The sequence below is a fragment of the Kitasatospora sp. NPDC059817 genome, from assembly GCF_042731835.1.
In the GTDB taxonomy this organism is placed as follows: domain Bacteria; phylum Actinomycetota; class Actinomycetes; order Streptomycetales; family Streptomycetaceae; genus Kitasatospora.
In genome coordinates, this window is record NZ_JBHWIR010000016.1 from 1 (window position 1) to 25,055 (window position 25,055).

The 25,055-nt window shown below is 73.6% G+C and carries 20 protein-coding genes; 6 read left to right on the forward strand and 14 right to left on the reverse strand.

All coding sequences use genetic code 11. The features are described 5' to 3' along the window. Positions 1–581 precede the first annotated feature (581 nt). The gene (locus tag ACFV61_RS05855; RefSeq protein ID WP_380490321.1) at positions 582–1,700 is read left to right on the forward strand and encodes a DUF2690 domain-containing protein; all 1,119 of its coding nucleotides are present in this window, start codon (positions 582–584) and stop codon (positions 1,698–1,700) included. Positions 1,701–1,738: 38 nt separating this feature from the next. Here ACFV61_RS05855 and ACFV61_RS05860 read toward each other — a convergent pair whose 3' ends face one another. The 5 genes from ACFV61_RS05860 to ACFV61_RS05880 form a co-directional block, all read right to left on the reverse strand. After that, complete coding sequence (locus ACFV61_RS05860) at positions 1,739–2,956, reverse strand: sigma-70 family RNA polymerase sigma factor (protein WP_380490322.1); 1,218 nt, start codon at positions 2,954–2,956, stop codon at positions 1,739–1,741. Positions 2,957–3,092: 136 nt separating this feature from the next. Then, positions 3,093–4,997, reverse strand: coding sequence for a DNA primase (gene dnaG / locus ACFV61_RS05865; protein ID WP_063347483.1), 1,905 nt, complete (start codon positions 4,995–4,997; stop codon positions 3,093–3,095). 161 nt (positions 4,998–5,158) lie between these two features. Further along, the gene (locus ACFV61_RS05870; protein ID WP_063347484.1) at positions 5,159–6,472 is read right to left on the reverse strand and encodes a deoxyguanosinetriphosphate triphosphohydrolase; all 1,314 of its coding nucleotides are present in this window, start codon (positions 6,470–6,472) and stop codon (positions 5,159–5,161) included. 173 nt (positions 6,473–6,645) lie between these two features. Continuing rightward, a complete protein-coding gene (locus tag ACFV61_RS05875) occupies positions 6,646–7,611 on the reverse strand; it encodes an SGNH/GDSL hydrolase family protein (protein ID WP_380490324.1) in 966 nt (321 codons plus the stop codon). A 207-nt stretch (positions 7,612–7,818) separates the two neighbouring features. Further along, on the reverse strand, positions 7,819–8,763 hold the full coding sequence (locus tag ACFV61_RS05880) for a PAC2 family protein (protein WP_063347486.1): 945 nt from the start codon (positions 8,761–8,763) through the stop codon (positions 7,819–7,821). Between the two features lie 645 nt (positions 8,764–9,408). Here ACFV61_RS05880 and ACFV61_RS05885 point away from each other — a divergent pair. After that, complete coding sequence (locus ACFV61_RS05885) at positions 9,409–10,137, forward strand: GNAT family N-acetyltransferase (protein WP_063347487.1); 729 nt, start codon at positions 9,409–9,411, stop codon at positions 10,135–10,137. A gap of 244 nt (positions 10,138–10,381) precedes the next feature. Next, positions 10,382–11,377 carry a hypothetical protein gene (locus tag ACFV61_RS05890; RefSeq protein ID WP_380490326.1) on the forward strand — a complete coding sequence of 332 codons (996 nt, stop codon included), beginning with the start codon at positions 10,382–10,384 and terminating at the stop codon, positions 11,375–11,377. Between the two features lie 76 nt (positions 11,378–11,453). Here ACFV61_RS05890 and ACFV61_RS05895 read toward each other — a convergent pair whose 3' ends face one another. The 6 genes from ACFV61_RS05895 to ACFV61_RS05920 all read right to left on the reverse strand — a co-directional run bounded on the left by ACFV61_RS05895 (position 11,454) and on the right by ACFV61_RS05920 (position 19,459). Beyond that, positions 11,454–11,969: a ribonuclease gene (locus ACFV61_RS05895; RefSeq protein ID WP_363369984.1), complete on the reverse strand. Its 516-nt coding sequence runs from the start codon at positions 11,967–11,969 to the stop codon at positions 11,454–11,456. A gap of 247 nt (positions 11,970–12,216) precedes the next feature. Beyond that, on the reverse strand, positions 12,217–14,925 hold the full coding sequence (ppdK, locus tag ACFV61_RS05900) for a pyruvate, phosphate dikinase (protein ID WP_380490328.1): 2,709 nt from the start codon (positions 14,923–14,925) through the stop codon (positions 12,217–12,219). A 564-nt stretch (positions 14,926–15,489) separates the two neighbouring features. Next, a complete protein-coding gene (dusB, locus tag ACFV61_RS05905; protein WP_380425484.1) occupies positions 15,490–16,659 on the reverse strand; it encodes a tRNA dihydrouridine synthase DusB in 1,170 nt (389 codons plus the stop codon). 150 nt (positions 16,660–16,809) lie between these two features. Then, positions 16,810–17,598, reverse strand: coding sequence for a DUF4097 family beta strand repeat-containing protein (locus ACFV61_RS05910; RefSeq protein ID WP_380425486.1), 789 nt, complete (start codon positions 17,596–17,598; stop codon positions 16,810–16,812). A 2-nt stretch (positions 17,599–17,600) separates the two neighbouring features. After that, the gene (locus tag ACFV61_RS05915) at positions 17,601–18,245 is read right to left on the reverse strand and encodes a response regulator (RefSeq protein WP_380490330.1); all 645 of its coding nucleotides are present in this window, start codon (positions 18,243–18,245) and stop codon (positions 17,601–17,603) included. Continuing rightward, positions 18,233–19,459, reverse strand: coding sequence for a sensor histidine kinase (locus ACFV61_RS05920; protein ID WP_063347495.1), 1,227 nt, complete (start codon positions 19,457–19,459; stop codon positions 18,233–18,235). The genes ACFV61_RS05915 and ACFV61_RS05920 overlap by 13 nt, the downstream gene beginning before the upstream one ends. 135 nt (positions 19,460–19,594) lie before the next feature. Between ACFV61_RS05920 and ACFV61_RS05925 the strand changes: the two genes are divergently transcribed. Together ACFV61_RS05925 and ACFV61_RS05930 are read left to right on the forward strand one after the other, a co-directional pair. Next, positions 19,595–20,311 (forward strand): hypothetical protein, encoded by a 717-nt coding sequence (locus ACFV61_RS05925; RefSeq protein WP_380490332.1) that lies wholly within the window; start codon positions 19,595–19,597, stop codon positions 20,309–20,311. Beyond that, the gene (locus ACFV61_RS05930; RefSeq protein WP_380490334.1) at positions 20,308–20,694 is read left to right on the forward strand and encodes a hypothetical protein; all 387 of its coding nucleotides are present in this window, start codon (positions 20,308–20,310) and stop codon (positions 20,692–20,694) included. Before ACFV61_RS05925 ends, ACFV61_RS05930 begins: the two co-directional genes overlap by 4 nt. Positions 20,695–20,709: 15 nt before the next feature. Here the strand turns inward: ACFV61_RS05930 and ACFV61_RS05935 are convergent, their stop codons facing one another. Continuing rightward, positions 20,710–21,621 carry a helix-turn-helix transcriptional regulator gene (locus ACFV61_RS05935; RefSeq protein WP_380490336.1) on the reverse strand — a complete coding sequence of 304 codons (912 nt, stop codon included), beginning with the start codon at positions 21,619–21,621 and terminating at the stop codon, positions 20,710–20,712. 102 nt (positions 21,622–21,723) lie between these two features. Here ACFV61_RS05935 and ACFV61_RS05940 point away from each other — a divergent pair, with 102 nt between their 5' ends. After that, positions 21,724–23,193: an MFS transporter gene (locus tag ACFV61_RS05940; RefSeq protein WP_380379279.1), complete on the forward strand. Its 1,470-nt coding sequence runs from the start codon at positions 21,724–21,726 to the stop codon at positions 23,191–23,193. Positions 23,194–23,334: 141 nt separating this feature from the next. Here the strand turns inward: ACFV61_RS05940 and ACFV61_RS05945 are convergent, their stop codons facing one another. Both ACFV61_RS05945 and ACFV61_RS05950 read right to left on the reverse strand, forming a co-directional pair. After that, positions 23,335–23,925, reverse strand: coding sequence for an alpha/beta hydrolase (locus ACFV61_RS05945; protein ID WP_380490338.1), 591 nt, complete (start codon positions 23,923–23,925; stop codon positions 23,335–23,337). A 65-nt stretch (positions 23,926–23,990) separates the two neighbouring features. After that, positions 23,991–24,923 (reverse strand): phosphatidylinositol-specific phospholipase C, encoded by a 933-nt coding sequence (locus tag ACFV61_RS05950; protein ID WP_380340943.1) that lies wholly within the window; start codon positions 24,921–24,923, stop codon positions 23,991–23,993. Positions 24,924–25,055 lie beyond the last annotated feature (132 nt).

Here is a 25,055-nt window from a genome sequence, read left to right on the forward strand (position 1 = left end):
CCACCTCCGCACGTCCGCAGCCGTACCGCCGAACCCGGTAACGGCCCCCCGGGGCCCGCCCCCCGCGGCGGGGGGACCGCTCGAGGTTAACCCAAAACCCCCACCCCGAAAACCACGTGGTGTGGGGGGGGGCGGGGGGGTGGCTCCACACCCCTTGGGGGTGTTGGGGCGTGGTGGTTGTCTGGGGGTGGTTGTGGTGGGGGTGGGTGTGTCGTCTCCCCACCCCCACCCCCCCCCGCGCGTCCCGGACGAACCGGGGCCGCCTCCCCCCGCGAGGCTGCCCCGGCCGGTGGGGGAATCGGGACGTGCTGCCGGAGCGGGGACCGGTGACCGGTCCGCGTCCGAACGACGCCGTCGGGCGGCGAACCGCGCCGACCAGAGAACTGTGCACGACGGACACGTGCACATGCGAGCGTTCCCGGGGGTTGTGAGACACTTCCGTCCGTCTCAGCGCCATGACCTGGGGTTTGGGACGCCGGACCGGTGAGTTTGGAGAAGCGGAGACACCCGAACGGCCCGGGCCGGAGCCCGTTCCGCTCTCCCCGTCCCCCCGTTCCCGTCTCGCATCGTTGGAAGGCCCCATGGGTTCCGCCTGGAAGAACCTGCCCGAAGAGCTGTCCGGACCCGCCCGGCTCCTGGCCGAGGAGCTCCGGGCCATCAAGGACGCCGCCGGACTCTCGCTGTCCGAGCTGGCCGCCCGGACGCACTACAGCCGGGCCTCCTGGGAGCGCTGGCTGAACGGCAAGCGGGTCATCACCGGGCAGGCGCTGGAGGCGCTGACCGGGGCGGTGGACTGCGACGGGCCGGCCCTGCGGGCGCTGCGGGAGCAGGCCGTGGCGGGGCCCGAGGAGGACGGCGGGCCCGGCGCCCCGGAGGAGCCCGCCGCGCAGGCGGCCCCCGAGCGGCCCCGGGCGGCGCAGCCCCCGACAGACCGGACCGGCGCGCCCGCCACACCCGCTGCCTCCGACGTACCCGATGTGACCGACGTACCCGATGTGACCGATGTGACCGTCGCACCCGGCGAGCCCGGCGGCGCCGTGACGGCACCCGTGACGTGGTGGCGGCGCCCGGCGACGCTGCTGACCGGCGCCGCCCTGCTGGTGGCCCTGCTGGTGCTAATCGGCCTGCGGGCCACCCGGCACCAGGAGCAGCCCCAGACCGTCGCCGAGCCCGTCCCGACCGCCACTGCGGCCAAGCCCGTCCCGGGCGCTCCCGTCTGCCAGGCCGTCGGCTGCGCGCACAAGGACCCCAAGGCCACCGGCTGCGGCAAGGACGCCCGGACCCTGCAGACCGACGTCATCGGCAAGGTCGTCGTCTACCTCCGGTACAGCCAGACCTGCCAGGCGGCCTGGGCGGCGATCACCGAGGGCGAGCCGAACGACTACGCGACCATCACCGACGACTCCGGCCAGAGCGAGACGGCGCTCATCCACTGGGGCTACGACAACTACTCGTCGATGCTGGACGCGGCCGACCCGGCCGTCACCTTCCAGGTCTGCGGGTACCAGCCGGCCGGGCACGTCTGCACCTCGCCCGTCTCCGGCCTGGCCGCCGTGGTGGCCTCCACCCCGATCCCGATCGGCCCCGCCTCGCCGCCCCCGGGCACCGGCCCGGACGCGGCGGCCACCGACCCGCCCTCCCCGGCACAGCCGACCGACACGCAGCCCGCCACCGCGCAGCCCTCCCCAGGCCGGTCCTAGGGTCCCCAGCTGGTCCCGGCCGGGGACCGGCGGGCCGCTCAGTCGAGATACCCGCGCAGCTGCGCCGCGAAGGCGTGGTCGCGGAGCTTGATCAGCGTCTTCGACTCGATCTGGCGGATCCGCTCCCGGGTCACGCCGAACACCGTGCCGATCTCCTCCAGCGTGCGCGGGCGGCCGTCGTCCAGCCCGTAGCGGAGCTGGACGACCTGGCGCTCCCGCTCGCCCAGGGTGGCCAGGACGGCGTCCAGGTGCTGGCGCAGCAGCAGGAAGGTGGCGGACTCCGCGGGTGAGGCGGCGTCGGCGTCCTCGATCAGGTCGCCGAGCGCGACGTCGTCCTCCTCGCCGACCGGGGTGTGCAGCGAGATCGGCTCCTGGGCCAGCCGGAGCAGCTCACGCACCCGCTCCTCGGTCAGCTCCAGGGCGGCGGCGATCCCGGCCGGGGTCGGTTCCAGCCCGCGCTCCTGCAGCAGGGCGCGCTGCACCCGGATCACCCGGTTGATCAGCTCGACCACGTGCACCGGCACCCGGATCGTCCGGGCCTGGTCGGCCAGCGCCCGGCTCATCGCCTGCCGGATCCACCAGGTCGCGTACGTGGAGAACTTGTAGCCGCGGGCGTAGTCGAACTTCTCCACCGCCCGGATCAGGCCCAGGTTGCCCTCCTGGATCAGGTCCAGCAGGGTCAGCCCGCGGCCGACGTAGCGTTTGGCGACGGACACCACGAGCCGCAGGTTCGCCTCGATCAGCCGGCGTTTGGCGATCCGGCCGCGCACCACCAGGGTGTCCAGTTCGCGGGCCGGCGGGTCGGACGGCGGGGGGTCGCCGTTCAGCCGCTCCTCGGCGAACAGGCCGGCCTCGACCCGGCGGGCCAGCTCCACCTCCTCGGCGGCGGTGAGCAGGCGGACCCGGCCGATCTCGCGCAGGTACTGGCGGAGCAGGTCCGGCGCCGGGCCGGCGTCGCCCTCGGCCTGCGGGCGGGGCTCCTCCTCGTCCCCGTCGCCGGGCTCCGGGTCCTCGGCGTCGGGGTCCGTCTCCGGGGCCTCGGGGTGGCCCTGCGGCACGCCGCAGGCGCCGTCCGGGGGCGCGGCCCCGGCCCGGCCGTGGTCCGTCTCCCGGTCCCCGGCCGGGCCGGCGGGGTGCGGTCCGGTGCCGGCGCCGGGCGGTGCGGCGGTCAGCGCGCCAGTCGGTGCGGCGGTCGGTGCGGCGGTCGGGCTGGAAGTCGGGCTGGAGGTCGCGGCAAAGCCTCGGTCCACGGGCATCCCTCGGGGCGGGCGCGACTCTGGCGGACCCGCGCTGAACGGAGGTGGGACGCCCTCCAGTGTGCGGTACGCCACACTCCGTGGCCGAGACTCGTGCGTCGACTTTCTGGGCCGCTCCCACGGCCCCGCCGCGCTCCTACAGCGCCGCCGCGCCCTGGCTGCGGAGCTGCTGGCCGTACTGCTGGAGCTGCCACAGCTCGGTCTGCACCGCGTGCTGCTGCTCGGCGTCGGCCCGGTGGCCGAGCCGCTGCAGGTAGCCGCGGACCTCGGCGATCCGCCGGTCCACCGCCAGCAGGCGCAGCTTCACCAGGAACTCCCCGGCGTAGACCGCGTCCACCTTCCGGCGGGAGCGCACCGGCTCGACGGTCAGCTCGGTGACGAGCGAGCGCACCTGGTCGTCCGGGGCCGCCTCGCGCACCACGCTGGTGAAGTCGGGCAGCGTCGCCCCGTACGCGGCACCGCCGGCCTTGGCGATGGCCTGCCGGACGGCCGTGTACGGCAGGGTGGGGAACTCGTCCTCGCCGTAGTGGTCGAAGGCCGGGCTGACCAGGTCCGGGTGCTGGAGCGCCAGCTTGAGCAGCTCCCGTTCGACGAACTGGGCCGGGTCGCGCGGGTTGAGCCGGAAGGCGGGCTGCGCCGGGCGCACCGGCGCGGGCTCGGCGCGGCGGCCGCGGTCGGCGCCCCGGGGGTTCTGCTGGCGCTCGCGGTCCCAGCGGGCCAGCTGGGAGACCCGGCGGACGACGAAGGGCTCGTCCAGGATGCCGAGCATGCCGGCCAGGCGGACGGCGTACTCGTGCTGGATCGAGCGGTCCTTGATCTTGGCGACGATCGGGGCCGCCTCCTCCAGGGCCGCCGACCGCCCCTCCGGCGTCTCCACCCGGTGCTTGGACACCGCCGAGACCAGCGCGAACTCGAACAGCGGGACGGGGTTGTCGATCAGCTGCTTGACCGCCTCGTCGCCCTGGGCCAGGCGCAGTTCGCACGGGTCCATGCCGCCCGGGCTGACCGCGATGGAGGTCTTGGCGGCGAACTTCTGGTCGTCCTCGAAGGCCCGCAGGGCGGCCTTCTGGCCGGCCGCGTCGCCGTCGAAGGTGAAGACCGTCTCGCCGCGGTACTGCGAGGTGTCCATCAGCAGCCGACGGATGATCTTGATGTGGTCCTCGGCGAAGGCCGTACCGCAGGTGGCCACCGCCGAGGTGACCCCCGCCAGGTGGCAGGCCATCACATCGGTGTAGCCCTCGACCACGACCGCGCGGCCCGACTTGGCGATCTCCTTCTTCGCCAGGTCGATGCCGTACAGCACGTGCGACTTCTTGTAGATCGGCGTCTCGGGGGTGTTCAGGTACTTCGGGCCGTTGTCGTCCTCGCGCAGGCGGCGGGCGCCGAAGCCGACCACCTCGCCCGCGATGTCCCGGATCGGCCAGACCAGCCGGCCCCGGAAGCGGTCGATCAGGCCGCCGCGCTGGCCCTGCGAGGCCAGGCCGCCGAGCAGGATCTCCTTGTCGGTGAAGCCCTTGCCGCGCAGGTAGCGGACCAGGTGCTCCCAGCCCACCGGGGCGTAGCCGACGCCGAAGGTCTTCGCGGCCTCCTCGTCGAAGCCGCGCTCGGCCAGGAAGCGGCGGCCGATCTCCGCCTCCGCCGAGGCCAGCTGCTCCCGGTAGTAGGCGGCGGCCACCTTGTGCGCCTCGACCAGGCGGGTCCGCTCGCCCTGCTGGTGGCGGGGGCTGTAGCCGCCCTCCTCGTAACGCAGGGTGATGCCGGCCTGGGCGGCCATCCGCTCGACGGCCTCGGCGAAGGTGAAGTGCTCGATCTTCATCAGGAAGGCGATGGTGTCGCCGTTCTCCTGGCAGCCGAAGCAGTGGAAGACGCCCTTGGCGGGGTTCACGTAGAACGAGGCGGACTTCTCGTCGTGGAAGGGGCAGACGCCCTTGTACTCGCCGCCGCCACCGTTGGTGAGCTGAACGTAGTCGCCGACCACGGCGTCGATCGGCAGTGCGCTGCGCACCGCTTGTACGTCTTCGTCCCTGATCCGCCCGGCCACCCCGGAAGTCTACTGGGGTGGCCGGGGTTTCCCGGCGGGCCGGTCGTGCCGGGCCGGTTGCACTGCGCGCAGTCGGGCGCCGGGCGGTTGCGCCTGAGCGGTCGGACGCCGGGCGCCGGGCGGTTGCGCCTGAGCGGTCGCGCGCCGGGGCCCGCGGGCGGTCAGGCCCAGGCGGCGCCGACGAGCCTGGCGTGCAGGGCGAGGGCGGAGGCGTCGGTGAGGGTGGCGATCTGGTCGATGACCGCGCGCAGGGCGGCCCGGTCGTCCTCGGCCTCGCGGTAGAGCGCGCCGAACACCGGGTCCAGGCCCTCGGGGGCGCGCTGGGTGAGCACGTACGCCAGCTCGGCGATCACGATCCGCTGGCGGGCCCGCAGCTGGGCCTGCTCGTCGCGCTGCATCACGAAGCGGACGGCGACCGCCTTGAGCACCGCGACCTCCAGCCGGACGCCCCGCGGCACCACCAGCTCGGCCGTGTACCGGGTGAGCCGGCCGGGGCCGTAGCGGGCCCGGGTGGCCTGCTCGGCGGCCAGGCAGAAGCGGCCGATCAGCTGGCTGGTGAGGTCCTTCAGCCCGGCCCGGGCGCGGGCCGTGCCGTCGTACTCCTGGGGCCACCGGTCCTGGCCGAGCAACCGGTCGAGGGCGGCGGCCAGCTCCTCCGGCTCGGCGTCCGGGGCGTAGCGCTCGGCGACCTTGAAGAGTTCGGCCCGCTCGCTCGGCGCGCGCAGCGCGGCCGGGTCGATGTGTCCGGCCTGGAGGCCGTCCTCGACGTCGTGGGTCGAGTACGCGACGTCGTCGGACCAGTCCATGACGGTGGCCTCGAAGCACTTGCGCCCGGCCGGGGAACCGGCCCGCAGCCAGCGGAACACCGGCAGGTCGTCGGCGTAGACGCCGTACTTGGGCGAGGCCGGGTCGGTGGGGTGGGCGCCGCGCGTCCACGGGTACTTGGTGGCGGCGTCGAGGGCGGCGCGGGTCAGGTTGAGGCCGACGCTGCGGCCGGGCCAGGGGGCGAGCCGGGCGGCGGGGTGCTCGCCATCCGGGGCGAAGCGCTTGGGTTCGAGCCGGGTGAGGATGCGCAGCGACTGCGCGTTGCCCTCGAAGCCGCCGCAGGCCTCGGCGGCCTGGTCGAGCGCCTCCTCGCCGGTGTGGCCGAACGGCGGGTGGCCGATGTCGTGGGCCAGGCAGCCGGCCTCCACGAGGTCCGGGTCGCAGCCCAGGGCGGCGCCCAACTCCCGCCCCACCTGGGCGCATTCGAGGGAGTGGGTGAGCCGGGTGCGGGGGAAGTCGCTGCGCATCGGGGCGACCACCTGGGTGGTGCCGGCCAGCCGCCGCAGCGCCGCCGAGTGCAGCACCCGGGCCCGGTCGCGCTGGAACGCCGTGCGGCCGGGGCGCTTGTCCGGTTCGGGGACCCAGCGGGCCTCGGCGGCGTGGTCGTACGGGAGCGGGGCGGCGGCGAGGCGGTGCGCGGTGTCATCCATATGCCTCTCACGGTACGCCGCGCCCCCGACAGCCAGGGTGTGCCGCGCACGAAGGAGTGTGGGCCGGAGCGTGAATCCTGCGGTACGCGCTGGTGTCCGCCCCGGCCCGGGTTGCGCGCCGGTGGCCGCCCCGGCTCGCCGCCTGCGGTCCGGCCCCGGCCCGGCCCCCGGCCTCAGCCGCGGACGGCCTTGAGGACGGCGGCGGCCACCGCCTCCTGCCCCTTGGCGTTGGGGTGGATCGCCGCCAGGCCCGGGGCCGGGAACGGCGGTTCGACCCAGCGGGTGGCCTCGCCCGCGCACATGTCGTGCCCGGCCGAGGGGGCGGCCGCGTCCACGAACACCGCGCCGGCGCCCTCCGCCCGCCGCTTGAGCATGCCGTTGAGCTGCTGCTCCTTCTCCGAGAGGAAGCCCAGGTCCCCGGCCGCGACCGCCTTGCCCAACACCTGTCGGCAGCCGGCCGGGTCGGACGGGAGCAGCGTCGGGTACCCGATCACGTACACCCGGGCCTGCGGGGAGCGGTGCTTGATGTCCTGCAGGATCCGGCCGAGTTGCTCACCGGCCGCGTCGACCTTGCGCTGCACCTCGTCGGTCCCGCCGGAGGCGTAGTGCTCGCGGCAGGGCGAGGGCGCGCGGGTGGCGCCGACGATGCCCTTCACCGCGTCCACCAGGTTCTCCTTGGCGCACTCCTTGACGACCTCCATGAAGCCCGCGTCGTTGCCGCCGATGCCGACCGTCACCACGCGGGTGGCCGCGGTCAGCGCGTCCAGCTGGGGCGGGTTGGTGCCGTGGTCGGTCTCCTGGGCGCCGGTCAGGTCCCCGGTGCGGGCGCCGCTGCAACTGACGTCCTGGAACTGGCCGGCCGGCAGCCCGAGCCCCTTCGCCACCAGGGACGGGTAGTTGACCCCCGAGCGGGAGCAGCCCTTCGGATCGCCCACCTGCGGGGCGATCTTCAGGCCGGCGGTGTACGAGTCGCCGAGGGCCACGTACGGGCCGTTCGGCGGCGGCGTGGACTTGGCGTTCTTGCCGGGCAGCGCGCCCGCGAAACCGTCCGTCCCGCCGTCCGCGGGGGTGCACCCGGCGAGCAGCAGCGCGGCGAGCCCGGCCGTCAGGGCGACGGCCGGGCGGATGGTCCTGGACATGGTCGTGGGCATGGCATCCCCCCGGGGGATAGGCGTCACGGGCAGCTCCGTACGGCGGCGCGTCCCCCGACGCCGCCAGCACCAACGAACGGGGCCCGCGAATGACTCCCGTGACTCCCGGCCGCCGCCGACCCGGCCGGTTCCCGCCCCTGCGGGGCCGATTCCGTGCCGGTCCTACTCCCCGCCCGGGCCCACTCCGCGCCGTACCTACTCCGCGCCGCGCTCGTGCTCGGCCAGGAACTGCTCGAAGCGCCGCCCCAACTCGTCCGCCGACGGCAGGTCCACCGGCTCGGCCAGCAGGCTCTCCCGGCTCTCCGCCCCCGCCACCGCGTCGTACTGGCCCTCCATGCCGCGGATCGCCGAGCGCAACTCGCCGTCCCCGTGCGCCAGCTGCTCCTCGATGTCGGCGTACACCTCGCCGACCCGCTCGCGCAGCCGGGTGCCGGGCAGCACCAGGCCGGTGGCGGACTGCACCGCCTCCAGGATCAGCACGGCGGCCGCCGGGTACTCCGAGCGCGCCACGTAGTGCGGGACGTGCACGGCGAAGCCCAGCACGTCGTGCCCGGCCTCGGCCAGGCGGTACTCCAGCAGCGCCTGGGCGCTGCCCGGGACCTGCGCCTGCTCGAACCACTGCGGGTAGCCGGCCGCCAGGTCGAGCCGGTTGCCGTGCGGGGTCAGGCCGACCGGGCGGGTGTGCGGCACGCCCATCGGGATGCCGTGGAAGTCCACCGCCAGCCGGACCTCGAAGCGCTCCACCAGCTCGCGGACGGCGCCGGCGAAACGCTCCCACTCGACGTCCGGCTCGGGGCCGGTGAGCAGCAGGAACGGCGCACCCGCGCCGTCGCGGACGAGCTGGAGCAGGATCTCCGGCGGCTCGTAGGACGCCCACTGGTCCCGGTCGAAGACCATCGCGGGGCGGCGCGCCCGGTAGTCGACCAGGCGGTCGTGGTCGAAGCGGGCCACCACCTGCGGCGAGCCCGTCTCCAGGAGGTGGGCCACCACCTGGCCGCCGGCCTCGCCGGCGTCCATGAAGCCCTCGAAGTGCTGGAGCAGCACGAGGCCCGCACCGGTGTCGCGCAGCTCCGCGGTGGCCGCGGCCACCGCGGCCACGCCCTGCTGATCCAGCTCGTACAACGCCTGGAAGTCACGCACCGCGCACCCAACCCCGTTCTCTACTCGTCACGACGTACCGGCTTCTCGTCCTCTCCAGCGTGCCGGGCGCCGCCGGAATTCCCGACCCGCCCGTCGGCGGGGTCGGCGGCCTCCCCGGACCGCTCCGGACCATGATCGCACCCGGGTGGAAAGCCCCTGGTCACGGGTGTTCAACGGCCCGTCCGGGGGCGGGTCGCAGCGGCCCGCACCGCCATTCGCGTGCCGCGAAGTGACGCACCGCCTTCTGACGGGTATCGTCCTCTCGCTGCCTCGCATCGTCGCGTCGTCGTCACGTCGTCCCGTAACGCCGTCGGCCACGTCCCGGACCGGTGTTCGGCCAGCCCACACGACGCATCTTGCCTTCATCTGGCCGCCTGTTTCCTTCGCGCTCCCGTTTCCTCATCGGCCATCTCGCGGACGCACACTGTCCCCTCGCTCATCCCCGCCGGACCGGTCCGTGGACCCGAGTCCGTTCCGGCACCGCGCTGCCCGCCTCCGGGCCGCCGCCCCCGCCCCGCCCGACCGGCTCTCCGGCGTGCGCGGGTACCGGCGGGCGTGCTCCGGGGCCGGGGCGACTGTCCCTGCCTCCCGAGCCGTACCCCGGCACGGTAGGCACCCTCCGACCGATGAAGGACCGAAGGTTCCGTGCCCGTACCTGTCATCCTCACCGGCCGCACCGTGCGGCTGGAGCCCCTCGCCGCGCACCACGCCTCGGCCATCGCCGAGGCCGGCGCCGAAGACCGTACGACCTACGCCTTCACGCCCGTCCCGCACGGCCTCGAAGCGGCCCGCGACTACATCGCGCGCGCCCTCGCCGACCAGGCCGCGGGCCGGTCGCTGCCGTTCGCGACGGTGAACGTGGCAACCGGCCGGGTCGTCGGCTCCACCCGATTCCTGGAACTCGACTACTGGCAGGGGCCGATGGTCTGGCCGCCGGTGCCCGGGGTCCCGTTCGGCGACCCGGCCACGGCCGTCCCGGACGCCGCCGAGATCGGCAACACCTGGCTCTCGCCGCGTGCCCAGGGCACCGGCATCAACACCGAGGCCAAGCTGCTGATGCTGCGCCACGCCTTCGAGACCTGGGGGGTGCAGCGGATCTCGCTGCGCGCCGACGCCCGCAACCAGCGCTCGCGCACCGCCATCGAGCGGCTCGGCGCCACCTCCGAGGGCGTCCGCCGGGCCCACTCGCGCGGGCTCGACGGGGTGGTGCGCTCGACCGCGTTCTACTCGATCCTCGACGACGAGTGGCCCGCGGTGCGGGACATCATCGAGCTGCGGATCGCCGCCGCCACCTCGCCCAGCGCCCCGGATCCGGCGATCAACCAGGAGTGCCTTAGACACGGCGGCGGCCCCGGGCATCTGATCACCGCCTGACCCGGACGCCTGCTCACAGCCCGAAGGGGGCTACGGCCGCCACCCGTAGCCCCTGACGGCCAGGCCGAGGACCTCGCTCTCCGGGGCGGCTCGGCGCGGGGCCGGCGGGTGGGCCGGTGGGTGGAGTCGTCATATGGTTCCCAGCTCAGCGGTTCGACCGGTGCTCCGTCAACCTCATTCTCACAGGCTCCCCCGACGAGCGATGTTTCGCATACATCCGACCCTGGTGGGCAGCACCCCGGGCATGACCCGCGTGAACCCGCTCGACCCCGTCGTGCTGCTCGGCGCCGACCAGCAGCACATCGTCACCCGGGCGCAACTGCGCCGGCTCGGCGTGCCGTCCGGCACCATCGCCCACCGGCTGCGCCCCGACGGGCCCTGGCAGCAGGTGCTGCCCCGGGTGATCTGCCTGCAGTCCGGCCGATTGACAGCGCACCAGCGGCTGCGCGCCGCGCTGGCGTACGCGAGCCCCAAGGGGCGGGCGCCGCAGGCCGGGGAGGTACTGCTGACCGGGGACGCGGTGCTGGCCGACGCGGGGCTGCCGAGCGCCGGGCACCCCGCCGACCTGGCCCGGATCGACGTCCTGATCCCCGCCCAACGCCGGGTCGTCGACCGCGAGTTCGTCCGGATCCACCGGTCGGCCGGGCCGCTGCCGGGCGGCTTCGAGCGGGACGACGGGCTGTGGAGCACCACCGTCGCCCGGGCGCTGGCCGACCTCGCGCCGGGTGAGACCGGGCAGCGCCGGTTCCGGGCGCTGTGCGCGGAGGCCGTCCAGCGGCGGCACTGCGAACTCGGCGAGCTGCTGGACCACTTGCTGGCCCGGCCGGGCGCGCTCGGACTGCCGCAGGTGGCCCGGGTGGTGGAGGACCTCACCGCCGGAGTGCGGTCGGTGGTGGAGGGCGAGGCCCGCGAACTCCTGGCGCACGCGGGCCTGCCCGAGCCGCTGTGGAACCCGGTGCTCTTCCTGGACGGCCGCTTCCTCGCCGTCCCGGACGCCTACTGGCCGCACGCCTGCGTGGCGTTGGAGATCGACTCCCGCGCCTGGCACCTGCGCCCCGCCGACCACGAACGCGGCCTGGCCCGTGCCAACCGGCTGACCGCCGTCGGGCTCCCCGTGGTCCGCACCACGCCGGTCCAGCTCCGGCGCGACCCCGTCCCGGTGTTCCACGAGCTGACCGCCCTCCTCACCACCGGCCCGCACGGCCCCCACCGCCGGGTCAGCTGGCGCCGGGCCCGGTGAGGGCCGCGGGCGCGGTGCGGTCGGGTGCTCGGTGCGGGCCGCGGGCGCGGTGCGGGGCATCACACCGTGCGGGGTGTCAGCAGCGCGGGTCGATCTCCTGGAAGGTCGCGTAGTGGTCCGGCGACCAGTACTGCTCGCCGGAGCCGCCGGTGACCACGCGGCGGGTTCCGCGGTCGTTGGAGCCCGGGGTGACCACGGTGAACTCGTGGTAATAGCCGCCGGACTTCTTCGGCAGGCGGCTCTCGCGGTTCTCGAAGACGATGCCGTCGCGGTTGTACGGGTACGGGCCGTTCTTGGCGATCAGGCCGAGGGTGTCCTGGGCCTGGCTGGGGAGCTTGCTGCGGCAGACGTCGGCGAGCGCCGGGTCGGCGGGCACCCAGGTGCCGCTCGGGGCGGGGGTGCCGCCGGCGGGCGGGGACGGCTTGGGGGCCGAGGACTTGGGGGCCGAGGCGCCCGCCGAGGTGGCGGTGGAGCTCGCGGCGGCCTTGGGGTGGCTGCTGCCGCCCTTGCCGGCGAGCAGGTACCCGATCCCGGCGACGAGGGCCAGGATCAGGACGGCCACGACGACGAGCGGGCTTTTACGTCTGGTCATGCGCCCCAGCTTGGCAGGCGCGCGGGCGCCGCCCGGCCAGCTACACACGTGGCCGCCGCCACATCCGGCCGGACGGGGAAGGCCGGCTGGGAAGCGCGGCCGGGCACAGACGGACGGCCGGGGAAGGACCGCCCGGCCGTTGTTACGTACGCCGGTTCTCCTGCGCCGAGCTCCGGTGTACGCCCTCCCGGTGGGGAGGGAAGCGGTCAGTCCGGCCCGCGGCCGAGGAGGGGATGCCTACCCTCTCTCAGCGCGGGTCGCTGCCCGCCGTCTCGATGGCGGCGCGGCCTGCCTCCAGGCGCGCCACCGGGATCCGGAAGGGGGAGCAGGAGACGTAGTCCAGCCCCACCTCGTGGAAGAAGTGGACCGAGTCCGGGTCGCCGCCGTGCTCGCCGCAGACGCCGAGCTTGAGGTCGGGGCGGGTGGCCCGGCCGGCCTCGACGGCGTGCTTGACGAGCGCGCCGACGCCGTCGCGGTCGATGGTCTCGAACGGGGAGACCCCGAAGATGCCCTTCTCCAGGTAGGCGGTGAAGAACGAGGCCTCCACGTCGTCCCGGGAGAAGCCCCACACGGTCTGGGTGAGGTCGTTGGTGCCGAAGGAGAAGAACTCGGCGGCTTCGGCGATCTGACCGGCGGTGACGGCGGCGCGCGGCAGCTCGATCATGGTGCCGAGCTTGATGTCCAGCTGCACGCCGGTGGACTGGGCGACCTCGGCGAGCACGCGCTCGCACTCGTCGCGGACCAGCTCCAGCTCCTGGACGGTGCCGACCAGCGGGATCATCACCTCGGGACGCGGGTCCGCGCCGGCCAGCCGGCGCTCGGCGGCGGCCTCGGCGATGGCGCGGACCTGCATGCCGAACAGACCGGGGATGACCAGGCCGAGGCGGACGCCGCGCAGGCCCAGCATCGGGTTCTGCTCATGCAGCTTGTGCACCGCCTGGAGCAGGCGCAGGTCGTTCTCGTTCGGGTCCTTGCGGGCCTCGGCGAGGGCGACGCGCACCGACAGCTCGGTGATGTCCGGCAGGAACTCGTGCAGCGGCGGGTCGAGCAGGCGGACGGTGACCGGCAGGCCGTCCATGGCCTGGAAGAGCTCCAGGAAGTCGCCCTTCTGCAGCGGCAGCAGGGTGGAGAGGGCGAGCTCGCGGTCCTTGTCGTTGTCCGCCAGGATCAGGTGCTCGACCTCCTTGCGGCGCTCCTCGCCGAGGAACATGTGCTCGGTGCGGCACAGGCCGATGCCCTGGGCGCCGTAGCGGCGGGCGCGCCCGCCGTCCTCGGCGTTGTCGGCGTTGGCGCGCACGGCGAGCCGGCGGCGGACGTCGGCGTGCGCCATCAGCCGGTGGACGGCCTGGACGAGTCCGCCCTGGACGTCGGCGCCGGCGTGCAGGGTGCCCTCGAAGTACTCGACGACGGGGGACGGCAGGACGGGGACCTCGCCGAGGTAGACCTTGCCGGTGGCGCCGTCGATGGAGACGACGTCGCCCTCCTCCAGCACCAGGCCGGCGGCGGTGGTCATCCGGCGGCGCTTGGTGTCGACCTCCAGCTCCTCGGCGCCGCAGACACAGGTCTTGCCCATGCCGCGGGCGACGACGGCGGCGTGCGAGGTCTTGCCGCCGCGCGAGGTGAGGATGCCCTCGGCGGCGATCATGCCGTCCAGGTCGTCCGGGTTGGTCTCGCGGCGGACCAGGATGACCTTCTCGCCGGAACGGGACCACTTGACGGCGGTGTAGGAGTCGAACACGATCTTGCCGATGGCGGCGCCGGGCGAGGCGGCGAGGCCCCAGGCGATCTGCTGGGACTCGGCGTTCGGGGCGAAGCGCGGGAACATCAGCTGCGAGAGCTGGCCGCCGGTGACCCGCATGAGGGCCTCGTCCAGGTCGATCAGGCCCTGGTCGACCAGCTGGACGGCGATCCGGAAGGCCGCGGCGGCGGTGCGCTTGCCGACGCGGGTCTGCAGCATCCAGAGCTTGCCGCGCTCGATGGTGAACTCGATGTCGCAGAGGTCGCGGTAGTGGTTCTCGAGCGTCTGCATGATCGTCATCAGCTCGTCGTACGACTTCTTGTCGAGCTTCTCCAGCTCGGCCAGCGGCAGGGTGTTGCGGATGCCGGCGACGACGTCCTCGCCCTGGGCGTTGGACAGGTAGTCGCCGTAGACGCCCTGGGCACCGGTGGAGGGGTCGCGGGTGAAGGCGACACCGGTGCCGGAGTCCTCGCCGAGGTTGCCGAAGACCATGCTGCAGACGTTGACCGCGGTACCGAGGTCGTTCGGGATGCGCTCCTGCCGGCGGTACAGGCGGGCGCGGTCGCCGTTCCAGGAGTGGAAGACGGCGTGGATGGCGAGGTCCATCTGCTCGCGCGGGTCCTGCGGGAAGGCCCGGCCGGTCTCGCGCTCGACGATGCCCTTGAACAGCTCGACGAGTTCCCGGAGGTCGGCAGCGTCCAGGTCCAGGTCGTTGACGGTGCCCTTGGCGTGCTTGGCCTCGTCGAGGGCCTCCTCGAACAGCTCGCCGTCGACGCCCAGCACGGTCTTGCCGAACATCTGGACCAGGCGGCGGTAGGAGTCCCAGGCGAAGCGCTCGTTGCCGGACTGGGCGACGAGACCGACCACCGAGGCGTCCGAGAGGCCGATGTTCAGGACGGTGTCCATCATGCCGGGCATGGAGAACTTCGCGCCCGAGCGCACCGACACCAGCAGCGGGTTGTCGGGCTGGCCGAGCTTCTTGCCCATCTCCTGCTCGAGCGCGTCCAGGTGGGCGCTGATCTCCTGGTGGAGCGAGGAGGGCTCGCTGCCGGTCTCCAGGAAGACCTTGCAGGCCTCGGTGGTGATGGTGAACCCCGGAGGGACGGGGAGGCCAAGGTTGGTCATCTCGGCCAGGTTCGCGCCCTTGCCGCCGAGAAGGTCCTTGAGGTCCTTGTTTCCTTCAGCGAAGGAGTAAACAAACTTCTGCTGGGACGGCACGGGTCGGTCTCCTCGTACGCGGTTGCCCTGACGCCGGAGAACATACCCATTTCGAAGGTTCTTCTCTGCCCCGAATAGGCCGTACGAGGCCGGTACCCGGGGGTAACCCGATAGATCGAATGCACATAAAGGCGTTCACCTCTGTTGGTGAAATCGTCCGGATGACGCTAGCCCGCCTTCAAGTCTTGAACGAAGAGAAACACGAAGATCGCACGATTCGGACGCTGGGTAGCGGTCGCGGGTCGCCCGCGTTGCCCCGGCTTGATTTCCTGCACTCGGATCGGCCGATCAGCGGCCCACCGGCTTCGGGAAGCGATTCACAGTCGACCTGTCCATTTCGTCCACTGACCCGCCGTCAGGCGCCACCGCATGTGGCAAGCGTCACCAGCGCATCTCACCGGTCGAACGTAGTCCGCCTCCGCCGATCGTCGCACTCCGTCCAGAAACGTGCCCGTTCCGTGACATCGGACCGCCGAAAAGGAGCCCTCCTGTCCAGATTGGACAAGAGGGCTGGGACCGAGTGGCAGTGGGCCCTGGAGGGCCAATTTCGCCACTACGGACAGATCATCCGCCAGAGGTGTCCGATTCGGCGTCCACGCCTGGTCGGGCGCAGTCGTACGGATCGTCCAACCAGCCCTCGGGCAGCACCACCCGGTTGTTGCCGGCGGTACGCCCGCGCGGGCCGTCCGCACCGGCCGGCCAGGCCTGGGACTGCTCCACCAGGGCGAGGGTTTCGGCCAGTTCGGCCAGGGAGGAGGAGTTGGCGAGCTTCACCCGCAACTCCGAGCCGACCGAGAAACCCTTGGTGTACCAGGCGACGTGCTTGCGGAAGTCGATCACGCCGCGCGCCTCGTCCCCGATCCACTCGCCGAGCAGCTGCGCGTGCCGCACCATCGCCCGCGCCACGTAGCCGAAGTCCGGACGGGCGTAGTCGACCTCGCCCTCGAAGATCGAGACCAGGTCCCGGAACAGCCACGGCCGGCCCAGGCAGCCGCGGCCCACCACGACACCGTCGCAGCCGGTCTCCCGCATCATCCGCAGCGCGTCGTCCGCCGACCAGATGTCCCCGTTGCCCAGCACCGGGACGTGCGCCGGAACGGACTCGCGCAGCCGGGCGATCGCCGACCAGTCGGCCGTCCCGCCGTAGTGCTGGGCGGCGGTGCGCCCGTGCAGGGCGATCGCGGCCACGCCCTCCTCGGCGCCGATCCGGCCGGCGTCCAGGTAGGTCAGGTGGTCGTCGTCGATGCCCTTGCGCATCTTCATGGTGACCGGCAGGTCGCCCGCGTTGGCCACGGCCTCGCGCAGGATCTCGCGCAGCAGGTTGCGCTTGTACGGCAGCGCCGAGCCGCCGCCCTTGCGGGTCACCTTGGGGACGGGGCAGCCGAAGTTGAGGTCGATGTGGTCGGCCAGGCCCTCGTCCGCGATCATCCGGGCGGCCTTGCCGACCGTCACCGGGTCCACGCCGTACAGCTGGATCGAGCGCGGCTTCTCGCTGGCGTCGAACTTGATCAGCTGCATGGTCTTGGCGTTGCGCTCGACCAGGGCCCGGGTGGTGATCATCTCGGAGACGTACAGACCTTTTCCGCCGCTCTGCTCGCGGCAGAGGGTGCGGAACGGCGCGTTGGTGATGCCGGCCATCGGCGCCAGCACGACGGGCGGCCACACCCGGATCGGGCCGATGTCCAGCGGCGCGAACTCGGCGTCGGGCGCGGTGGGTGCGGGCGTGGCTGTCATGCGCGGCTGACCTCGGGGCAGGGGAACGGGACTCTCCATTGTCCCCCACCCGGGTCAGCCCCTGTTTCCGGGCCGCTCCGGGCCTCCCCGGACCGCTCCGGGCCGCCCCAGGCCCCTCCGGGCCTTCTCTAAGCCTTCTCTAAGCCTTCTCTAGGCCGGGTCGATCGTGATCGAGCCCGAGGTGACCGAGCCGTGGATCCGGTTCGGGCTGGCCGGGTCCGCCAGGCTCGGGTCGATGTGGCGGCTGCCGCTGCCGACCTCGCCGCTGAAGGCGTAGTGGGAGTCCTGCGGCAGGGTCAGCTTCACCGAGCCGGACATGCTCTTGGTGTCCACCGACCGCGGCGCCTTGGAGAAGGCCAGGTCGACCGCCCCCGAGGTGGTCTCCGCGTACACCTGCTCCGAGCTCAGGTCGGTGCCCTGCACCATCCCGGAGGTGGCGTGCGCGTACACCTGCCCGGACGTGCCGATCAGTTTCAGCTCGCCCGAGGTGAGGTCCATCCGGACGCCGCCGCTCAGGCCGTCCACCTCGACGCTGCCCGAGCTCACCTGCCCCGACACGTCGGTACCGGCCGGCACCTCCAGCTCGATCTGGGCACCGCAGCCGAAGTCGGCGAACGGCAGGACCTTCCGGCACTCCATGCCGACCGTGAGCACGTCACCGTCGAAGGTGGTCGACACCGACGGCTTGCGCACCGTCCAGTCCAGGTTCTGCCGGACCACCACCCGGCCGTCCCGGCCCGCCCTGATCCGCACCGAGGCGCTGCCGGTGTCCAGCCGGAGCTTGTGGATGACGACGTTGTACGGCTGCATCGAAGTCGTCTGCTGCTGCACCACCATCGCCCAGGTCTGCATCCCGGCGCCGATCATGACGACCGCGATCGCGAGCGTCCCGGTGGTGCGCCAGGCCTTCCGCCCCCACGCCTTCGTCGGTCCGCCCACGGCTACCCGACCTCCAGGAACCGCAGCACCGCCAGCACCCGGCGGTGGCTGTCGTCGGCCGGCGGCAGGTCGAGCTTGGTGAAGATCGAGTTGATGTGCTTGGCCACCGCGCTGTCGCTGACCACCAGGGCGGCCGCGATCGCGGCGTTGGAGCGGCCCTCCGCCATCAGGCCGAGCACGTCCCGCTCGCGCGGGGTCAGCTTCTCCAGCGGGTCCCGGTGGCGGCGCAGCAGCAGCTGGGCCACCACCTCCGGGTCCAGCGCGGTGCCGCCCGCGGCGACCCGCTGCAGCGCCTCCACGAAGTCGTCCACGTTGGCCACCCGCTGCTTGAGCAGGTAGCCGACGCCGCTGGTGTTGGTGGCCAGCAGGTCGGCGGCGTAGCGCTCCTCCACGTACTGGGAGAGCAGCAGCACGGCGACGTCCGGCCACTGCCGGCGGATCATCAGCGCGGCCTTCACACCCTCGTCGGTGAAGCCCGGAGGCATCCGGACGTCCGCCACCACCACCTTCGGGCGGTGCTCCTCGACGGCCGCCAGCAACTCGGCGGCGTCCCCGACGGCAGCGGCGACCTCGAAGCCCACCGCCTCCAGGACCTTGACCAGGCCGACCCTCAGCAGGACCGAGTCCTCGGCGATCACAGCGCGCACGGCAACTCCACGGTGATGGTGGTGGGGCCCCCGAGGGGGCTGAGAACGGACAGTGTGCCGTCGACGGAGGCGGCGCGCTTGCGCAGGCCGGTCAGCCCGGTGCCGCGCGAGGCGTCCGCGCCGCCCACGCCGTCGTCGCTGATGACCAGGCGCAGCCGGCCGCCGACCGTCCGTACCGAGAGGTCGACCCGCTGGGCGCGGGCGTGCTTGGCCACGTTGGTCAGGGCCTCGGAGACGGTGAAGTAGGCGACCGCCTCGACGGTCGGGGCGACCGGCTCGGCGAGGTGCACGTCCAGGCGCACCGGCAGCGGGGCGCGGGCCGCGATGCCGGACAGCGCCGCGTCCAGGCCGCGGTCCTCCAGGACCGCCGGGTGCAGGCCGCGGACCAGGTCGCGCAGCTCGTCGATGGCCGCCTGCGCCTCCTCGTGCGCGTCCACGATCACCTGCATGACCTCGGGCGGGACGTCCTTGAGGGTGCGCCGGGCCAGGCCCAGGTTCATCGCGAGGGAGGTCAGACGCTGCTGGGCGCCGTCGTGCAGGTCCCGCTCGATCCGGCGGCGCTCGGCGTCCACCACGTCGACCAGCCCGGCCCGGCTCTCGGCGATCTCCTCGACCCGCCGCTCCAGCGCCTCCGCCCGGTTGGGGCCGAGCAGCAGCTGGGCCGTGCGCACCTCCAGCCAGGCCGCCAGCGCCGCCAGCCAGGGCATCACGGCCAGCAGCAGCACCCCGGCGACCGTGATCACCACGTCCAGCCCGGCCAGCTCCGAGCGCAGCAGGCTGCCGACGGGCATCAGCCAGACCCAGCCGTACACGCTGGCCATCACCACGCCGGCGCCCCAGGCGTACAGCACCACCAGCGCGCCCGCCGCCAGCAGCGGACCGGCCAGCAGGTGGTGGACGGCCTGGCGCCAGGTCAGCCCCAGCAGCAGCCGGCCCGGCAGCCAGGCCCACGGCTCACCCGGACGCGGCGGCGACACCTCCACCCCGCGCAGGGCGCGCAGCCGGCCGCGCTGGGCGGCGGTGAGCGGGCGGGTGCAGATGAGGACCAGGGCCGTCATCGGGAAGAGCAGCTTGGACTCGGTGACGGCCAGCCAGACCGGCAGGGCCAGCGGGAGGCCGGCGGCTATGAAACGGGTGTCCCGCCAGGCCTCGGGCGACCACGGGGGGCGCCGAAGGCTCCTGACGAGCGCTCGGCGCAACGTGGTGGAGGGCATGACCGACAGCGTAGGGCGCGATGATCAACGGCCGCCATGAAGGGGGGCTCACGGTCGGGGTGTATCTAGGTACACCCCGGATTCGGAGCACGGCACCACCGACAGCGGCCCATGATCGACGGGAAGCTGGACGGCATGACGAGCACCGCATCGCACTCCGCCACCCCGCCGCACCGGCGGCCCGTCCCCGGGAGCCACGGGGGTGTTCCCGGGGACGCGCTCCGCCGGACGGCGGGGCCGGAGGGGACGCTGCCGGTCGGGGCCGGGCCCTGGTCGGTCCGCAGCCTGGTCGGCCGCCGCGGCCGGGCCGCGCTGGAGGTGTACCAGGACGGCGAGTTGGCCGATGTCCTGGTCGCCGCCCGGCTCACCCCGCAGCTGCTGCGCGGTGCTCGTCGCAGCCCGGCCGGCGGGCGGGCGCGCCACGTGCTCGCCTGGGGCCGGCTGGCGGCCGACGGCAGCGCGCCCGCGGTGGCGTTCACCGCCAGGCGGCTGGCCGGGCCGTTCCGGTCCGGGCGGTCGTTCGGGTTCGCGTGGCCGCTCGGGTCCGGGCGGTCGTTCCGGTCCGGGCGGTCGCTCTGGTCCGGGCGGTCGCTCTGGTCCGTGCGGTCGCTCTGGTCGGCCGGGCCGTTCCGGTTCGAGCGGCCGGCCGTCGGCGCCGAGGTGGTCGCGGTCGCCGGACGGTTCTGGCTCGCCTGGGCCGAGGGCCCGTACACCGGGGTGCTGGTCCGGCACCCCGGCGGGGACACCACCGAGCGGCAGCCGCTGGAGCGGGTGCGACGCCGGGGCGAGGCCGCGATCGCCGGCGAGGCCTCGGTCGCCGGAGGGGCCTCGGTCGCCGGAGGGGCCGCATGAGCACCGCCGTCCTCGTCGGCCGCCCGGCCACCGCCCTCGTCCTGCCCGCCCGCTTCGAGCGGGTGCCCGTCATGGCCGCCGTCGCTCTGCTGCCCTGGCTCGCGGTCCTCGCCGCCTGCCACGAGACCCCGTGGGTCGTGCTCGACCTGCTGGAGTTCTCCGCGCTGCTCTCGCTCGACGCCCTGCTGCGCCGGCGCAGCGCCGCCGCCGGCTGGGCCGGCGGCGCGGTGGCCCTGCTGCTCGCGGGGGACGCGCTGGCCGACATCGCCTGCGCCGGCCCGGGCCACGCGGTGCTCGCCGCCCTGGTGATGGCGCTCGGCGTCGAACTGCCGCTCGCGGTGGTGTGCGTGCTGCTCGGGCGTGCCGTCCTCGCCCCCCGCTAGAAGCCGTCGGGCGGGCTAGAAGCTGCCGGGCAGCTGGTCCATCAGCGCGCGGGTCTCCTCGTCCAGCGGGGTGTACGTGATCATCCGCGTCCCGAGTCGGGGGCCGAGCCAGAAGCTGGTGTACTCGCAGCGCAGCAGCCCGACGCCCGGCACCTGGAACCGCTTGATCCCGTTGCTCGGCCCCATCACCTCGTGCCGCTGCCAGACCTCCGCGAAGTCCGGCGAGGTCTTGAGCAGCCGGGCCAGCAGTGCCTTCCAGGCGGGCTCCGCGCTGTGGTCGGCCATCGCGGCGCGGAAGCGGGCCACCATGCCGAGGCGTTCGGTCCGGTAGTCGATCAGCACCTCGCGGAACCGCGAGGGGGCGAACGCCAGCCACATCAAGTTGCGGTCCTCGGGCGGAAGTTCGCTGAGATCGCCGACGATCGCGGTGTACTGGGCGTTGTACGCGAGCACGTCGTAGCGGGTGTTGACCGCCACGGCCGGGTACGGCGCCATCTGCTCCAGCACCAGCCGCACGCTCGGGGTGACCGAGGGGCACTCCCTCACCGGCGCCGGATCCTCCGCGCCGGCCAGGGTGAACAGGTGCGCACGCTCGCTCGGGTCCAGCAGCAGAGCGCGGGAGACCGCGTCCAGTACCTGGGTGGACACCTGGATGTCGCGCCCCTGCTCCAACCACGTGTACCAGGTCACCCCGACGGCGGCGAGCTGCGCGACCTCCTCGCGGCGCAGCCCCGGCGTGCGGCGGCGGCCGGTCGGGGGCAGACCCACCTGGTCGGGGGCGATCCGCTCGCGGCGGCTGCGCAGGAAGGCCGCCAGGTCGTGCCGGCGGGCGTCGTCGGGGGCGGTCCGGGCTTGCGTCGCCGGCGTGGTCCGGGCTTGCGCGACCGAGGCGGACCGGGCTTGCGCGGCCGGGGTGGTGAGGCTCATGGTTCCTAGCATGCGCCAGCCCGGAGCCTGTTGCCAGGTACTTCTTATACCTGGATAACCACACTCTGGTACCAGGGTACGGCCAGGCGGATCGTAGGACCCGTGACCCAACAACTCGCCGTCGCCCCCGACCCGGTCCGCGCCGCCACCACCCCCGGCACCGCGACCGCGGCCGCCGCCCGCACCGCCGCCCCCTCCCTCGGCACCGCCGGGCTGGTCACCGTCCTGCTCGGGGCCTTCCTGCCGATGCTCGACTTCTTCATCGTGAACGTCGCCCTGCCCACCATCGACCACGACCTGGCCGCCGGGCCCGCCGTCCTCGAACTCGTCGCCGCCGGCTACGGCATCGCCTTCGCCGTCCTGCTCGTCCTCGGCGGGCGCCTCGGCGACATCTTCGGCCGCCGCCGGCTCTTCGTCGTCGGCGCCGCCACCTTCGCCCTCACCTCGCTCGCCTGCGGCCTCGCCCCCGGCGCCTGGACCCTGGTCGCCGCCCGCGCCGCCCAGGGCGCCTCGGCCGCGCTGCTGATCCCGCAGGTCCTCGGCACCATCACCGCCGCCACCGACGGCGCCCGGCGCGGCCGCGCCCTCAGCATCTACGGCGCCGTCGGCGGCATCTCCGTGGTGATCGGGCAGGTGCTCGGCGGCATGCTCGTCGCCGCCGACCTGTTCGGCACCGGCTGGCGCTCCGTCTTCCTGCTCAACGTGCCGTTCGCGCTGCTCGCCCTGGTCCTCGCCGTCCGCTACGTCCCGGAGAGCCGGGCCACCCAGGCCGCCCGCGTCGACGTGCCCGGCACCGTCCTGCTCACCGCCTCGCTGCTCGCCCTGCTCGTCCCGCTGATGGAGGGCCGCGCCGCCGGCTGGCCGCTCTGGTCCTGGGTGCTGCTCGCACTGTTCCCCGTCCTCGCCGCCGCCTTCGTCCTGGTCGAACGCCGGGCGGAGCAGCGCGGCGCCACCCCGCTGGTGCCGCCGTCCCTGCTGCGCATCCCCGAGATGCGGCGCGGCCTCGGCATCGCCCTGCCCTACTTCGCCGGCTTCGGCGGCTTCATGTTCGTCATCGCCGTCGCCCTCCAGCAGGGCCTGCACCTCGGCCCGGTCGCGGCCGGCTGGGCGCTCGTCCCGATGGCCGTCGGCTACTTCACCGCCTCGCTCTCCGGCCCCCGCCTGATCGGCCGCTACGGCAGCCGGGTGCTGAGTGCGGGCGCCGTCATCCAGGCCGCCGGCCTGGCCACCCTCGCCGTCACCGTCCTCGCCGACTGGTCGCACTTCTCCCCGCTGCGGATGGCGCCCGGCGTCGCGCTCGCCGGCATCGGACAAGGCCTGATCGGCACCCCGCTGTTCCGCGTCGTCCTCGCCAAGGTGCCCGCCGCCCGGGCCGGCGTCGGCAGCGGCGTCCTGGCCACCGGGCAGCAGTCCAGCCTCGCCCTCGGCGTCGCCACCCTCGGCACCCTCTACCTGTCGCTCTCCCCCAGTCTCGGCATGGACCGCGCCCTCGCCCTCTGCCTGGGCCTTCAGCTCATCGGCTCCTTCGTCATCCTGTACCTGACCACCCGCCTCCCCCGCTCCATCGGCTGAGCCCCCCCCCGGCCCCGGGCCACGGGCAACGGCAACGGCCCCGCGATCGAAACCCGATCGCGGGGCCGCCGAACCGGGCACACCCACTACCCGGGAGGCGTGAACTCCATCAGCGCCCCGAAGGAGCCGGCCGATCGGCTTCTAGATTTCGAGCGAGCCGACGAACCGGTCCAGCCGCGAGACGACCTGCCGCAGCACCCCGACCGACCCCACGGGATCATCCGCCAGCTCAAGGGAGTGGTCCGCCGAGGGCACTTCCAGGACCTCGTGCCCCACCGACCCGGCCACCTGCCGATCCCACAGCTTGTCGGCACTCCCGCCGACCAGGAGCGTCGGCGCTTCGGATCGGCGCAGGGAGCGGGCCACCTGGTCGAGGGTCAGGACGGGCGTCAGCCAGGCCGCCGCCATCCTCCGATCGGCTGCGATGCCACAGGCGAGTGAGCCCAAGGACTTGCCGACCAGAAGACGGCAGGCCTCCCCCTCGGCGGCGACGGCCCCGCCGACCTGCCGCTCGACCCACGCGATCCGGTCGTCCACGGTCAGCTGGGGAAAGTCGTGCGGGACCTGCCACCACAACTCCTGCACCGTCCAACCGCGTTGGACGAGTACGGCGCAGGCGAAGTGGAGCAGCGGCCTGGCGGGCGAGTAACCGACCCCGGGAATGACGAGTGCGACACGGTCGGGGTCGCCGTCGAAACGGGTGGGGAGCGCGAGGGGGGAGGGATCAGGCATGCCGGCAGGCTACCCAGCGGCGGGGAGCCTGCAACGGCGAGTCGGCGGGCCGGTCAGCGGGCCGGTCAGCGGCCGATGAAGTTCTTGTCGATGAGCAGTTGCAGGACGTCGGTGTGGAAGTCGGGGAAGTCCATCGGGACGATGCCGAAGTGGGCGGGCTGCTGGCGGCGGGCGTTCAGGTAGTCGCGGACGGGAGGCACGATGGCGGCCGCGTTGACCTTGGGCCAGCCGCCGTTGGCGTAGCTGGTGAAGTTCACGTACATCCGCGGGGAGCCCTGGTCGAGGAAGGCGCGGTCGAACCAGTCGGTGACGGCCTTGGACTTGGCGGCGAGGCTGATGCCCTGGAAGGTGTCCTGGGTGGCGAACCAGGTGTTGGTGGCGCTCGACCACTGGATGACGGACCAGGGGTTGGCGAAGTCGGCGGCGAGGACGACGCGGCCGCGGGCCTGGCCGAGGGTGGGCCACCAGGGGTTCGTCCAGAACAGGCCCCGGTAGCCGAGGCCGTCCAGGTAGTGGTTGATCCGGCGCTGGAACTCGGTGTCGTCGAGCCGGTTCCCGCCCGCGTACTCGTTCCTGACGCGCATGACGAGGCCCTCGCCCGGGTTGGCGGCGAGGAAGGCGCGGCACTGGTCGAGGACGTCCTGGAGGCGGACGTACTGGTAGTTGTCGCTGTGGTAGATGCCGAGTTCGTCGGCCGTCCCCGCGAGCCCGTTGCAGCGGATGTCGAGGAAGCGGATGCCGCGCTGGAGCTGCTCGGGCAGGCCCCAGTTCTGGGTGTGGGACCACTCGGTGCCGTGCAGCGGGTCGGTGCAGCAGGAGTCGTGGGTGCCGGGGATCGTCAGGGCGGTCAGCGGCGTGGCGTCGTCCAGGGCGCTCATCCAGGCGGACGGGCTGACGGCTGCGGCTGCCGCTGCGTCCGGGCTGAACGCGGCGGCGGCCAGGAGGGCGCCACCGGCACCGGCTCCCCAGCGCAGGACGTCACGACGGGTGGGGCTCATGCGGGCTCCTCACATCGACCTCTGGGAGGGGGAATTGTCATGCCCCCTCCCGGATCTGCTCGATGGGACGGGCCCCGAAACCCGTGACACGCGGCACAGGAAGTCGGCCTGGTCGACTTTTCGTGCGGCGGG